The 13,435-nt window shown below is 69.6% G+C and carries 13 protein-coding genes; 10 read left to right on the forward strand and 3 right to left on the reverse strand.

Translation table 11 applies throughout. The annotated features are described in order from the left end of the window. Window positions 1-167 precede the first annotated feature (167 nt). From CSR00_RS06195 to CSR00_RS06205, 3 genes are all read left to right on the forward strand, one after another. On the forward strand, window positions 168-2,537 hold the full coding sequence (locus CSR00_RS06195; protein ID WP_176561932.1) for a heavy metal translocating P-type ATPase: 2,370 nt from the start codon (window positions 168-170) through the stop codon (window positions 2,535-2,537). A gap of 6 nt (window positions 2,538-2,543) precedes the next feature. Next, window positions 2,544-3,053 (forward strand): SRPBCC family protein, encoded by a 510-nt coding sequence (locus CSR00_RS06200; RefSeq protein WP_218014428.1) that lies wholly within the window; start codon window positions 2,544-2,546, stop codon window positions 3,051-3,053. Window positions 3,054-3,268: 215 nt separating this feature from the next. After that, window positions 3,269-4,252, forward strand: coding sequence for a R2-like ligand-binding oxidase (locus CSR00_RS06205; RefSeq protein WP_099021516.1), 984 nt, complete (start codon window positions 3,269-3,271; stop codon window positions 4,250-4,252). Between the two features lie 210 nt (window positions 4,253-4,462). On the opposite strand, the gene CSR00_RS06210 is transcribed toward CSR00_RS06205, so the two are convergent. Continuing rightward, window positions 4,463-5,431 (reverse strand): SDR family NAD(P)-dependent oxidoreductase, encoded by a 969-nt coding sequence (locus tag CSR00_RS06210; RefSeq protein ID WP_245905864.1) that lies wholly within the window; start codon window positions 5,429-5,431, stop codon window positions 4,463-4,465. Between the two features lie 497 nt (window positions 5,432-5,928). Between CSR00_RS06210 and CSR00_RS06215 the strand changes: the two genes are divergently transcribed. Beyond that, complete coding sequence (locus CSR00_RS06215; protein ID WP_099021586.1) at window positions 5,929-6,960, forward strand: GlxA family transcriptional regulator; 1,032 nt, start codon at window positions 5,929-5,931, stop codon at window positions 6,958-6,960. Here CSR00_RS06215 and CSR00_RS06220 read toward each other — a convergent pair. After that, window positions 6,910-7,917 (reverse strand): GlxA family transcriptional regulator, encoded by a 1,008-nt coding sequence (locus CSR00_RS06220; protein ID WP_099021517.1) that lies wholly within the window; start codon window positions 7,915-7,917, stop codon window positions 6,910-6,912. The two genes, CSR00_RS06215 and CSR00_RS06220, sit on opposite strands and share 51 nt — an antisense overlap. A gap of 257 nt (window positions 7,918-8,174) precedes the next feature. Between CSR00_RS06220 and CSR00_RS06225 the strand changes: the two genes are divergently transcribed. Genes CSR00_RS06225 through CSR00_RS06245 form a run of 5 tightly spaced genes read left to right on the forward strand, consistent with a single transcriptional unit; the run spans window position 8,175 to window position 11,053 of the window. After that, the gene (locus CSR00_RS06225) at window positions 8,175-8,699 is read left to right on the forward strand and encodes a DUF1097 domain-containing protein (RefSeq protein WP_099021518.1); all 525 of its coding nucleotides are present in this window, start codon (window positions 8,175-8,177) and stop codon (window positions 8,697-8,699) included. Further along, window positions 8,696-9,430: a nitrile hydratase subunit beta gene (gene nthB / locus CSR00_RS06230; RefSeq protein ID WP_099021519.1), complete on the forward strand. Its 735-nt coding sequence runs from the start codon at window positions 8,696-8,698 to the stop codon at window positions 9,428-9,430. The genes CSR00_RS06225 and nthB overlap by 4 nt, the downstream gene beginning before the upstream one ends. Further along, entirely contained in the window at window positions 9,427-10,047 is a 621-nt protein-coding gene (gene nthA / locus CSR00_RS06235; protein ID WP_099021520.1) for a nitrile hydratase subunit alpha, read from the forward strand. Before nthB ends, nthA begins: the two co-directional genes overlap by 4 nt. Continuing rightward, complete coding sequence (locus CSR00_RS06240; protein ID WP_099021521.1) at window positions 10,044-10,352, forward strand: nitrile hydratase accessory protein; 309 nt, start codon at window positions 10,044-10,046, stop codon at window positions 10,350-10,352. Before nthA ends, CSR00_RS06240 begins: the two co-directional genes overlap by 4 nt. A 23-nt stretch (window positions 10,353-10,375) precedes the next feature. After that, window positions 10,376-11,053, forward strand: a complete 678-nt coding sequence (locus CSR00_RS06245; RefSeq protein WP_099021522.1) for an energy-coupling factor ABC transporter permease — start codon at window positions 10,376-10,378, stop codon at window positions 11,051-11,053. Between the two features lie 94 nt (window positions 11,054-11,147). On the opposite strand, the gene CSR00_RS06250 is transcribed toward CSR00_RS06245, so the two are convergent. Then, window positions 11,148-11,771: a type 1 glutamine amidotransferase domain-containing protein gene (locus CSR00_RS06250; RefSeq protein ID WP_099021523.1), complete on the reverse strand. Its 624-nt coding sequence runs from the start codon at window positions 11,769-11,771 to the stop codon at window positions 11,148-11,150. A 461-nt stretch (window positions 11,772-12,232) separates the two neighbouring features. Here CSR00_RS06250 and CSR00_RS06260 point away from each other — a divergent pair, with 461 nt between their 5' ends. Beyond that, window positions 12,233-13,369: a glycoside hydrolase 5 family protein gene (locus tag CSR00_RS06260; RefSeq protein ID WP_099021587.1), complete on the forward strand. Its 1,137-nt coding sequence runs from the start codon at window positions 12,233-12,235 to the stop codon at window positions 13,367-13,369. Window positions 13,370-13,435 lie beyond the last annotated feature (66 nt).

The raw sequence follows: 13,435 nt of genomic DNA on the forward strand, positions 1-13,435 counted from the left end.
CCGGGCCCAAGTACCTGGCGCTTCAAGGTCTTGGGGCCCTGTGCGGAAAAGCCGCGGAGTGGTCGACTTGGGGGTGAGATGGGCTCGTGGCCGATGAAGTCGATGAAACGGAGCGGGCAGTGCCCCTGAGCGGCGGAGGATCGCAACCCGGCCGGTTGCTGACGCGGGTGCGTCCGTTGATCGAACCGGCCCTGGTGGTGGTGACGGTCGGCGCGCTGGCCGCCGGCGGGGTCGCCTGGCTGCTCGGTGCCCGGCAGGTCGCCGACGGATGCTGGATCGGCGGCACGGTGGTCGCCGTCGTTCCCGCGGTGGCCTGGGTGCTCGGCGCGTTGCGCCGCGGCCGGGTCGGTGTCGATCTCATTGCGGTGCTCTCCCTGGTCGGGACGCTGCTCGTCGGCGAATACCTGGCCGGCGCGCTGATCGCGGTCATGCTTGCCGGCGGTCGCGCCCTGGATGCGGCGGCGTCGCGGCGCGCCTCCCACGATCTGCGGGCGCTGCTGGAACGCGCGCCGCGATTCGCCCGGCGGCGCGTCGGCGACCAGGTCGGTGTGATCCCGCTGGCGGAGGTCCGGGTCGACGACGTCCTGGTCGTCGGCCCCGCAGACGTGGTGCCGGTCGACGGCCGTGTCATGGATGCGGTCGCGGTACTCGACGAGTCGGCGCTCACCGGTGAACCGCTGCAGGTCGAGCGCCGGGCCGGTGACGCCGTGCGCAGCGGGGTGGTCAACGCCGGGGACGCCTTCGAACTGCGTGCGACGGCAACGGCCGAGGACAGCACCTACGCCGGCATCGTGCGATTGGCCCAGCAGGCCGGTGCCGAAAGCGCTCCGGTGGTGCGCCTGGCCGACCGCTACGCGGCGTACTTCCTGCCGCTGGCCCTGCTGCTGGCGGGGTCCGCCTGGCTGGCCAGCGGGTCGCCCGTGCGGGCCGTGGCCGTTCTCGTCGTCGCGACCCCGTGCCCGCTGCTGCTGGCCGCACCCGTGGCCATCGTGTCGGGTCTGTCCCGTGCGTCCCGCGCGGGTGTCGTCATCCGCAGCGGGGGAGCGCTGGAGAATCTCGGCCACGCCACCACCCTGGTGATGGACAAGACCGGCACCCTCACGATGGGCCGCCCGATCGTCGTCGACATCGTGGCCGCGCCCGGCGGCAACGCCGCCGAGATCCTGCGGCTGGCCGCCTCGGTGGATCAGCTCTCGGCCCACGTGTTGGCCGAGGCGATCGTCACCGAGGCGGTCGCCCGGGGGCTGGCGTTGTCGTTGCCCACCGACGTCAGCGAAGAGCCCGGCCGCGGTGTCACCGCGACGGTGGGCACCCGGCGGGTGACCGTCGGGAAGCTGGGTGACAACCCGTCCGCGGGCTGGGCGCAGGCGGCGGTCAACCGGGCCCGGTTGGACAACGCGGCGGTGGCCTGGGTGTGCATCGACGGTGAGCCCGCCGGCGCGGTGCTGCTGCGGGATCCGCTGCGGCGCCAGGCGCCGCGCACCATGCGGCGGCTGCGCGAGGCCGGGCTGACCCGGCTGGTCATGCTCACCGGTGACCGTGTCGAACCCGCCCGGGAGGTCGCCGCGGTGTTGGGTCTCGACGAGGTCTACGCCCAACAGACCCCGGTGGACAAGGTCGCAGCGGTCCGGGCGGAGCGTGAACGAGCGGTGACGGTGATGGTCGGCGACGGCATCAACGACGCACCGGCGTTGGCGGCGGCCACCGTCGGGGTGGCGATGGGGGCCCGCGGAGCGACGGCGTCGTCGGAAGCCGCCGATATCGTCTTGACCACCGATCGGCTGGACCGCCTCGCCGATGCGATGGACATCGCGCGGTGGTCCCGGCGGATCGCCGTGCAGAGCGCGGTCGTGGGCATGACGTTGTCGCTGGCGGCCATGGTGATCGCGGCACTGGGCTGGCTTCCGCCCGCGGCGGGGGCGCTGCTGCAGGAGGGCATCGACGTCGCGGTGATCCTCAATGCGTTGCGTGCGCTGCGCGGCGATCCGGGGGCCGAGGTGACGCTGCCCTCCGACACCGAGACTCTGCTGCACCGCTTCTCGGCCGAGCATGACGAACTCCGCGACACGCTGGGGCAGCTGCGTTCCAGCGCCGACCGACTCGTCGAGGGGCCCGACGACGCGGCGCTGGCTGCGGTGGTGGCCGCCTATGACCTGCTGGCCCAACGGATCCTGCCGCACGAGCGCGCCGAGGAGGCCGAGCTGTATCCGGCGTTGGCGACCCCGCTGCAAAGTGGTGAGGCCACCGCGCCCATGAGCCGCACCCACGCCGAGATTCAACGGCTCGCCGACCGCATCGGCACCCATGTCCACCTGGCCGAGGCCGCCGGCGGCGTGCAGCCCGATCAGGTCGAGGATCTGCTGGCATGTCTCTACGGGCTGTATGCGCTGCTGCGGCTGCATTTCGTCCAGGAAGAGGAGAGCTATTTCACCCTGGCTCAGGAGGAGGTCCCGTCGGAGTCGAAGTCGGTTCGCCCGCAGCAGGATTCGACACCCGCCGCGACGGAGCCGGCGGTGAATCAGAACCACTCGGTGTGAGGCACGGTGCTGAGGCTGCAGTCCAAGGTCAGGGTCGCCGGACTCACCGGGGCGGAGGTCACGCGTTTCTTCCTGGAGTGCAACGACGCGGCCTACCGGGCGTGGTGGCCCGGGGTGCATCTGCGGTTGCACCCCGTCGCGGCCGGCGGCGCGGACCACCTCGGCGAGACGGTGCTGATGGACGAGTTCGTCGGCTCCCGGCACCTCCGGATGCGCGGCGTGGTGACCCGGGTGCAGCCCGGACGAAAAATCGTGTGGCAGATGAAGAAGGGTGTCCGGTTACCCGCGTGGCTGACGTTGGATCTCGACGACGACGACGGCGGGGTCACCATCGTGCACACTCTCACCGCAGGATGGACGGGGCCGGGCCGGGTCCTGGATCCGTTGCTGCGCCGGTACCTGACGGCCGACTTCGCCGCCGCGCTGGACCGGCACGTACACACCGAGTTCCCGCGGCTGCGCGACCTGCTTCATCCCGGCCCGCATCCCGGTGCCGATGACCGGTCGGTCCCCTGACCGACGCGTCCGCGCGCCGAGCCGGCGGCCGGCGCGAGAACCGCCACGGGGAGGCCGAGGATCCGGATGGCCGGTCACCGGTCTGCGGGGGCCGGTGACCGAGATGCATTTTTCGGGCGATCCGGCCCGGCGGGTCGCGTGCCGGAGGACGCTGAGAGGCAGCCGCGTGAACGGCCGAATCGGCATGGGCCGACGGTCCGCGACTACCAGGAGACATGCCAGACGATTCATGGCGGAGATCAAGGAAGGCCAAATCCATGTCACGGACACAGTTCGGCTCGCTGGGTGCGGGCGGCCTCAACTGGGACAGCCTGCCGTTGCGGCTGTTCGCCGGCGGAAACGCGAAGTTCTGGGATCCCGCCGACATCGACTTCTCCCGCGACGCCGAGGACTGGGCGTCCCTGACCGAGCGGGAGCGCGAGTACGCCACCCGATTGTGCGCCGAGTTCATCGCCGGCGAAGAAGCCGTCACCAAGGACATCCAGCCGTTCATGGGCGCGATGCGCGCCGAGGGGCGCCTCGGTGACGAGATGTACCTGACGCAGTTCGCCTTCGAGGAGGCCAAGCACACCCAGGTGTTCCGGATGTGGCTCGACGCCGTGGGTATCACCGAGGACCTGCACAGCTACCTCGACGACCTGCCGGCCTACCGGGAGATCTTCTACGAGGAACTGCCCGATTCGCTGGGCATGTTGACCACCGACCCGTCGCCGGCCGCGCAGGTCCGCGCCTCGGTGGTCTACAACCACGTCGTGGAGGGAATGCTGGCGCTGACCGGCTACTACGCCTGGCACAAGATCTGCGTGAACCGCGGCATCCTGCCCGGCATGCAGGAACTGGTCCGGCGCATCGGCGACGACGAGCGGCGTCACATGGCCTGGGGCACCTTCACCTGCCGCCGTCACGTCGCCGCCGACGACACGAACTGGACGGTCTTCGAGACCAAGATGAACGAGCTGCTCCCGCTGGCGTTGCGCCTCACCGAGGAGACCTTCGCCCTCTACGGGGAGGACGTGCCGTTCGGTCTGGCGTTGGACGAGTTCATGCAGTACTCGACCGACAAGGGCATGCGGCGCTTCGGCACCATCAGCAGCGCCCGGGGCCGTCCGGTCGCCGAGATCGACCTGGACTACTCGCCGCTGCAGTTGGAGGACAGCTTCGCCGCCGAGGACCAGCGCAGCCTGGTCACCTCCGGGTAGCGGGCGTCGCCGAGCCGGTAGTCATCGAACCGACGTGCGTGAGTGGTTGTCACGGCAACCACAGGTTCGCGGTGTGAAGGCATCCGCCGCCGCGCGTCAGGGCCTCCCCGCGGCGGTGACCCCGGTGATCGCGATGTGTATCGCGACCACACGCATGCGGCCAGTCTATGGGCGTCCGGGGGAAGCGGCTGGCGGCCGCCTCGCCGCTGTTCAGGACATGATCGCCGCGTACAGTTCGGCCATCTCGTCGGCCGGGCCCGCCGGGATGGTGAACGAACCGGGGTCCCTGACCTGCTCGAAGTGGCGTTCGACGTCCTCGGCGGTCAGGGCGGGGTTGTGATAGCCGGCGGTGCGGCCGATGAAGAACCGGGCGACGTGACCGGCGCCGACGGTGAAGATCTCGCCCGAGGCCGGGCAGCGGGCATGCGCGAGGAACGCCACGACCGGTGCGACCAATGCCGGGTCGAGGCGGTCGAGGAACGGGCGCATCACGGCCTCGGCCTCGGCGGCCGCTGCGGGATCGTCGACGGCCGCGGCATTGCCGAGTGAGTAGTCGAGCATGCGGGTCGCCGCGATCGGAGCGACGGCGTTGACCTTGAAGTCGAAGTCGCCGGACTCCGCCGCCAGCACCCGGGTCAGTCCGATCAGCCCGGTCTTGGCCGCCCCGTAGTTGCTCATCCGGGGCGCGCCGAGCAGCCCGGCGGCCGAGCAGGTGTTGACGACCCGGCCGTAGCCCTGCCGGCGCATCAGCGTCCAGGCGGGCCGGGTGACGTGGAACGCGCCCTTGAGATGGACGTCGATCAGCGGAGTCAGGCGCTCGTCGGTCGTCTCGGCGAAGGGCGCGTCCCCGACGATGCCGGCGTTGTTGATCAGGATGTCGACGCGACCCCAGGTGTCGCGGGCGGTGTCGATGACGGCCCGGCCGCCCTCGGGGGTGGCCACGGTGTTGAGGTCGGCGACGGCCTCGCCACCGGCCGCGGTGATCTCCCGGACGGTGGTGTGCGCGGTGGCCTGTTCACTGCCGGTCCCGGTGACCGACGAGCCGAGGTCGTTGACCACGACCCGGGCGCCTCGCGCCGCCAGCAGCCGCGCATACTCGCGTCCCAATCCCCGTCCGCCGCCGGTGATCACGGCGACCTGTCCGTCGAAACGCAACGGGGGCGCATCGTGGCCGGTCACGTCGCGGCCGTGTGTGGAGGGCGGACTCGGGATCCGCCGGGAGCCGCGGGGAGTCGCCGGCGGCGCGGTTTCGGGTGGGCCGACATGGACCGACAATAGCAACTGACAGTTGACTGCCGGTACTGTTGCCGCTTCGGCACGGCCCGGATGGGTGGTGTCTGTGTGCCCCCTCCTCCTGTGTCGTGCGGCGACCGGGGCCTTCGCAGCCCTGCGGACCGGCTCGATTGCGGATCCAACCGTCCGCAACGCTGCGGAAACAGAAATGGGTTACGTTGGTCCTGCGCTCAGCCAGCGGTCGGCACGCCACTGCCGACGGGTCCGGAAACAACATTGCACGTGTGCCGCGAACCCGACCAGGATCAACGCCGGTTGGTCTCTCCCAGATCACCGTTGACCGGTGAGATCACATTCTGATGGCCGGGGGGAATCGACGGAAGGGCGGCAACGGACAGGTGGCCGACGAATCCAGACATGATCCCGGACCCGACGGGGACCGGATGCCGAACGGCCCCGGATCGCCTCCGCCCCGTACGGTCGTGTTCGCGCTCTACGACAAGGTGACTCTGCAGGACGTGGCGGCACCGTTGGAGATCTTCGCGCGTGCCAACGACTTCGGAGCCCGCTACCGGGTTCTGCTCGCCTCGCCCACCGGCGAGCCGGTGGGCACGACGGCCTACGCGACGTTGAGCGTCGACGTACCGTTGGCGGAGGTGCCCGACGCCGTCGACACGCTGCTGGTCCCCGGCGGGGTACCACCCGACTTCACCTTCACCCCGGGCGTCCACGACATCCCGGAGGAGCCCACCCCGGATGCGGTCGCCGATGCGCTCACGATGGTGCGCGAACTCGCACCCCGGGCGCGGCGGGTGGCATCAGTGTGCACCGGGTCCTTCGTGCTGGCCGCGCTGGGTCTGCTCGACGGGCGCCGCGCGACCACCCACTGGGCGCACTGCCAGGAGCTGGCCCGCAACTATCCCAGCGTGGCGGTCGACCCGGACTCGCTGTTCGTCCGGGACGGCCCCTTCATCACGGGAGCCGGGATCACCGCGGGCATCGACCTGGCACTGGCCCTGGTCGAAAGTGACTACGGTCCGGCCGTGGCGCGCCGGGTGGCGCGCTGGATGGTGGTCTTCCTGCAACGCCCGGGCGGGCAGGCGCAGTTCAGCGTGTGGGCCGAATCGGCGCTGCCGGCCACCGGTGGCCTGCGGGCGGTGGTGGACTCGGTGATCGCCGACCCCGGTGCCGACCACTCGATCGCGTCCATGGCGGCACGGGCGGCGGTCAGCGAGCGGCATCTGGTGCGGATGTTCCGCGACCAGGTGGGGATGACCCCGGCGCGCTTCGTCGAGCGGGCGCGCCTGGAGGCCGCCAAGGTGCTGCTGGCCACGGCGGATCACAGTCAGGAAACCGTGGCACGGCGCACCGGTTTCGGCACCCCGGACACCATGCGGCGGACCTTCCGCAGAAACCTCGGTGTGTCACCCGGCGTGTACCGAAACCGGTTCCGCACCACCGGAATCGACCAGTAGTCCGGTCTGCCGTACGCCGTTGGGTACGGCGCGGTGGGCGGCGAGGTAGTCGCGGACCCGGGCGCCGTAGCGCAACCCGCTGCGTCGGGCGGCCGCGTGGAAGGATTCTCCACCGAGCACCAGGCCGACCGCGTTCTCCAGCCGAACTTCGTAGACGTACTGGCGCAGGGTCACACCGACCTGGGCCTTGAACAGTCTGGCGAGGTGACGCGGGCTCAATCCCAGTTGGAGCGCCACGGTGTCCAGCTCGTAGTGACCGGCCGGGTCGGAGCTGATCGTTGCCATCAGCCGTTCGAGCTCGGGATGTTTCGGCCGCGGTGTCCTTGCGGCGACGGAGATCTGCGGGTGGCCCTCCAGCCGCCTGCTGAGCACGACCATGTCCTTCGAGATCTCCTGGGCGACATCGGCTCCGTGATCGTCGGCAACCAACGCCAGCGCCAGGTCGATTCCGGCCGCGCCGCCGGCCGCGGTCCACACGTGGCCGTCTCGGACGTACACCGACTCACGGTCGAGTGTCGTCTCGGGATGGCGGTCGGCGAAGGTGTCCAGATGCCGCCAGTGGGTGGTCGCGCGCCGACCGTCGAGGAGACCGGCGGCGGCCAGTGCGAACGAGCCCGCGCAGACCGAGGCGACGCGACGCACACGGGGAGCATATGACCCGATCAGCTCTCGGAGACGGTCGCTGACGCCGTCGGCGACGAGGCTCTCCCCGCCCGGGACCAGCAGGGTGTCGGCGTCGTGCGGCAGCGCCGACACCGGCGCCGCGTCGAGGCTCAGCCCCGATGAGCAGCGGATTGTCGGCGAGTCGCCGCAGGCGTGAAGTGAGACGGAGTACGCGCAACCCAATTCGCGAGCCACGTCGAACACCTCCAGGGGGCCGGTGACGTCGAGGGTGCGCACGCCGTCGAACACCAGCATGACGATGCGCCGTGGTTCGAGCTTGCTGTAGTGGCACATTGGACAAGCGTGGGCGCGCCGGGAGCCCGGCGCGTGCCGATGTCCCGATTTCCGCCCGATCTGTCCGTGTTGGTCGGCGCGGGCCGCCGATGTCATGTTCTGCGTAGGAGATGTCCGCATTCGTGATCGGTCGAAAGGCATCAGTTACCAGCCGGAAACACCACTGGGTCAACGTTGTTCACGGACCTGAACGCCAAGTGCGGCATCGGTGCCGACCAGGGTCCTTGTATCTCGCCAACAAAGCAAGGTGGAACTGTATGGATTCACGGTCTGCGCTGACACTGAGCATCGGTGTGCTCGGAGGGGTGGCGGTGGCGTTCACCGCCACCGTGATCACCGTCCCGATCTGGGTGGTCTTCCTGGCCTGGGCGTCGTTCTTCTTCGTCGGCGGCGGCCCCGCCGGGTGGGTGCGCTCGGTGCTGTCGAACCTGGTGGGTGTGGTGATCGCCTCCGCGAGTTTGTATGCGGCCTACCTGCTGGGCGGCGGGCTGACCGCCACCTCGATCGCCGTGGGCGTGGGCAGCGCGCTCATGGTGCAGGCCTCCTGGGTGGGGATGCTCTCGACCACACCGGCGGTGGTGGTGGGCTTCGCATCGACGGTGTCGACGGTGGCCGGAACCGGACAGCTGGTGACGGTGACGAGCATCTCCCATCCCGGCCTGGTGGCCGCCTGCGCCTGTGTGTTGGGGGCGACGTTCGGGATCCTCTCGGAATACCTGGCCACTGTGATGACGCGGACGGCGCCGGCCGACCGCGCTGAGACGAAAGGTGCCACGGCATGAAGTTGCAGCACTATCTGGGCGGCCTCGAAGGCCTGCCCGAACCGCTGAACCTGGAGAAGCGGGTGTTCGTCGAGGAGTGGGAGAAGCGGATCTTCGGCATCCACGTGGCGATGATGGGCCTGAGCAGCCACCTGGGTTCCGCGCTGCCGCAGTACCCGATCGGTGAGGTGCCCACGGCCTTTCGCGACGAATGGACATGGGCCGACCTGCGCACCGGCGCGGAGGCGATGAACCCCTTCGACTACTTCAAGTTCCGCTACTACGAGAAGTGGCTGGGCGGCATCACCCAGTTCTTCATCGACAAGGGCTATGTGACCGAGGAGGAGATCGGCGCGCGCCTCACGGAGTCCGGAACGCCCCCTTCCGAGGGGGGCACCGCGATCGACGACCAGGTGATGGACTATCTGCGCCGCGGCGACAGCCCCCGGCGTGACGTCGCGCACCCGCGTTTCGCGGTCGGTCAGAGGATTCGCATCGCCGACCTGCCCGCCGGTGCGCACACCCGCCTGCCCGGCTACCTGCGTGACAGGGTCGGCACCGTCACGCGGATCTTCGAAGGAGACTACGGCTACTTCGTCCACACCGGTGACGGCATCGGGGACCCGATGCCGATCTACATCGTGGAGTTCACCCCCGAGGAACTGTGGGGAGTGCGCGCCGAACCAGGTGCCAACACCGTCTACGCCGAGTTGTTCGAAGCCTATCTAGAACCCGTCGAGGAGGACCAGTGACCGAGCAGTTCGCCTACCCGTCCGACCGCGAGCAGGCCAGCGCCGACAAGGTTGCCGCGCTGGAGAAACTCCTGATCGAGAAGGGGGTCATCACCGGCCAGACGGTGGACAAGGTGCTGTCCTACTTCGAATCCGAGATGACACCGCTGAACGGCAAGAAGATCGTGGTCAAGGCGTGGACCGACCCGGACTTCGCCGCCCGCGTCGTCGTCGACACCCCGGCCGCGCTGGCCGATCTGGATCTGCCCGAGGGGATGGCCGGCGCCGAGGGCGAGCACCTGCAGGCCGTGGCCAACGGTCCCGGTGTGCACAACCTGGTGATCTGCACGCTGTGCTCGTGCTTCCCCTGGCCGGTGCTGGGTCTGCCGCCGTACTGGTACAAGGATCCGGTGTTCCGGGCGAGGGCCGCGCGAGAACCACGCACCGTGCTCGCCGAGGTCGGGGTCACGCTGCCCGACGAGACCGAGATCAAGGTGTGGGATTCCAGTGGGCACTCGAGGTGGTTCGTCATTCCCGAACGACCCTCCGCCACTGAGGGGTTCACGGACGAACAGCTGATGGATCTGGTCACCACCGAGTCGATGATGGGCGTGGCGTTGGCGGGGCGGCCGGCATGAAACTCCACAACACCTGCACCACCGACCAGGCCGCACCCTCCTTCGACGAGGAGTGGCAGCGGCGGGCCTTCGGGCTGGCCCTGGCGCTCTCGGAGTTCGGCCACTACCCGTGGAGCGAGTTCCAGCAGAGCCTGATCGACACGATCGGGGCGTGGGAGGCCTCGCCGATGCCCGCGCGCGGCGAATGGCAGTACTACGACCACTGGGTGGCCGCACTCGAACACGTCGTGGAACAACGGCAGCTCCTCGTCGCCCCCGTGATCACCGACGACGGCGATCACGCGGTGCCCGGCGACCATCACTGACCACACCGAAGAAAGGACTGGCCATGCATATCGAACCCGGAATTGTCGAAGGGTCGAAGATCGTCCTGAGTTACCTCACCGCCGGAGGCGCCGGCGCCTACTCGCTGACCGTGGCGTGGAAGCACATCAAAGACCGGGGCCTGGGGTCGCTGCTGTTGGGCAGCGTCGCCAGCACGGCGCTGGTCTTCACGTTCTTCCAGGTGCTGCCGCACTTCCCGGTGGGGGTCTCCGAGGTGCACCTCATCCTGGGCTCGACACTGTTCCTGCTGTTCGGAGTGGCCCCGGCCGCGTTCGGGCTGGCCTCGGGACTGCTGATTCAGGGCCTGTTCTTCGCGCCGTTCGATCTGCCGCAGTACGGCATGAACGTCACCACCCTGCTGGTGCCGTTGTTCGCCCTGCAGTTCGTGGCGCGCAGGACGATCGCTCCGAAGACCGCCTATGTCGACCTGACCTACCGGCAGGCGCTGACCCTGTCGGCGACCTACCAGGCCGGGATCGTGTCGTGGGTGACGTTCTGGGCGCTTTACGGTGAGGGCGTCACCAGCCAAAGCCTCAGCAGTGTGGCCACATTCGGTGTGGCCTACCTGTCGGTCATCCTGATCGAACCGCTGGCGGACCTCGCGGTGCTGGCCGCGGCCAAGGGCACGCGCCGACTCAACGAGGGGGCGTGGCTGGAGCCGCGCCTGTTCTCTCCCGCCTGACCCGCCCCTTCATCCACCGATCCCAGGGCCGCCTCCCACACCCCCTCAGCTCCACCGGGAGGCGGCCCTGGCCCGTCCGCCGGCGGAGGCCTGGCTACGCCGTGGCGAGGGCGTCGACCACGGCGGCGCAGAACGCGGGAAGGTCCCGGGGCGAGCGGCTGGAGATCAGATTGCCGTCGAGGACCACCTCCTGGTCGACGACGGTGGCCCCGGCATTCTGCAGGTCGATCCTCATGCTCGGATAGGACGTCACGGTGCGTCCCTCGGCGACCCCGGCATCGATCAGCGTCCAGGGTCCGTGGCAGATCACGCCCACCGGTTTGCCGGACTTCACGACGGCGCGCACGAGCGCCACCGCGGTGGCGTCGCTGCGCAGCTTGTCGGCGTTGACGGTGCCGCCCGGGATGAGCAGTCCGTCGAAGTCCTCGGGGTGTGCCGCGGACACGACATTGTCGACCGGGCACTCGCCCGCCGGCTCGAGGTCGTGGTCGCGCAGCGCGATCGACCCGTCGTGCAGGGACAGCAATTCGGTGGTGGCCCCGGCGTTCTGCACGGCCTCGCGGGGCTCCTGCAGCTCGCGGCGTTCGACGCCGTCGGTGGCCAGGATCGCGATCTTCCTGCCACGCAGACGGCCGGCCGTCTTCTCCAGGGTCTGCTCGGCCCGGCCGGCGTCGACGGCGAGTTCGGACACTGTCTCGTCGAGTTGCTCAGCACGCATGGGTATGTCTCCCTTCGTTCTCTGAAGGGCTATGCCCCGCAGCGCGGCCGCCGAAACCCCGGACGGGCGCGCCGCGGCCGGGCCCTGCGCGGCGTGTCCGGAGCAGGACCGGCGCCGACCTAGGGGTCCTCCATGGCGGCGACGATGTCGGCGGTGGTGACCACGGCGTGTGCCAGGTACCCGGGCCCGGGGACGTGAGGGAGGCACCGCGGGCGGGTACACGTCGTGCGCCGCTCAATGGTGAGCACCGGGTGGATGAGTTCGGGGCCCGTCGGCCCGTCCGACGGGAACCGCGTGCCGCGGCGAGACTGGACACGCTGGTGCCGACTCCCGACAGCACCCCAATCCACGATGACCACTGCACGATGACCACTGCACGATGACCACTGCACGATGACCACTGCACGATGACCACTCCACGCGACAACTCCGACGACGCACGGACCTGCGGCCGCGGTTCACTGCGCCGCCGCACGGCGCTGCAGCTTCCGCTGCTGGTGGCGGCGGGCCCGCTGTTGTCCCGGACACCGCGTGCGTCCGCGGTGTCCCCGAGATGGTCCGTCGACCGTGCGCAGCGCTGGTACCGGGCACAGGGCTGGCTTGTGGGAGCCAACTTCATCACCTCCAACGCGATCAACCAGCTGGAGATGTTCCAACCGGACACCTACGACCCGGGGCTCGTGCGTCGGGAGCTGGCATTGGCCAAACTGCTCGGGTTCAACACGGTGCGGGTGTTCCTGCACGACCTGCTGTGGGTCGAGGACCGCCGCAGCTTTCAGCATCGGCTGGCACACCTTGTCGACACCGCGGGGAGGTTGGGGATCAAGCCGCTGTTCGTGTTGTTCGACTCCTGCTGGGACCCGTTGCCCAGGCCGGGGGTGCAGAGGGCCCCGGTGCACGGTGTGCACAACTCCGGCTGGGTGCAGAGCCCGGGTGCCGAACGTCTCGGTGACCGCGGCTACCTGGCGACGCTGCGCGACTACGTCACCGGGGTACTGGGTCAGTTCCGCTCCGACCGCCGGGTACTGGGGTGGGATCTGTGGAACGAACCGGACAATCCCGCCGACGTGTACCGCGGCGTGGAACGCGGCGACAAGACGTTCCGGGTGGCGGAGCTGCTGCCGCAGGTCTTCGCCTGGGCACGGTCGGTCGATCCGATTCAGCCGCTGACCAGCGGCGTGTGGCAGGGCCAATGGCGAGATCCGCGGCGCCGCAGCGCTATCAGCGCTCTTCAGCTCGACCACTCCGACGTGATCACCTTCCACAGCTACGGGACTCCCGAACAGTTCCGGGACCGCATCGACGAGCTGACACCGTTGGGCAGACCCGTCCTGTGCACCGAGTACCTGGCCCGGACACTGGGCAGCACCGTCGACGGGGTGCTGCCCGTCGCGCGCCGGTACAACGTCGCCGCGTACAACTGGGGTCTGACGGCCGGCAAGACCCAGACCTACCTGCCGTGGGACTCCTGGGACCACCCGTACCGGGAGCCGCCCCGGCCCTGGTTCAGCGATCTCCTCCACCCCGACGGCCAGCCCTATCGCGACGCTGAAGCACAGGCCATCCGGCTGTTGACCGGTGCACGCCGCCGCCGGTGAGCCCGCGGATCTACCCTGGGCAGTCGACCGGGCGAGTCGAACAGCCGCCGCAGGGCAACGGAAGGA

This window comes from Mycolicibacterium palauense (assembly GCF_002592005.1).
GTDB lineage: Bacteria > Actinomycetota > Actinomycetes > Mycobacteriales > Mycobacteriaceae > Mycobacterium > Mycobacterium palauense.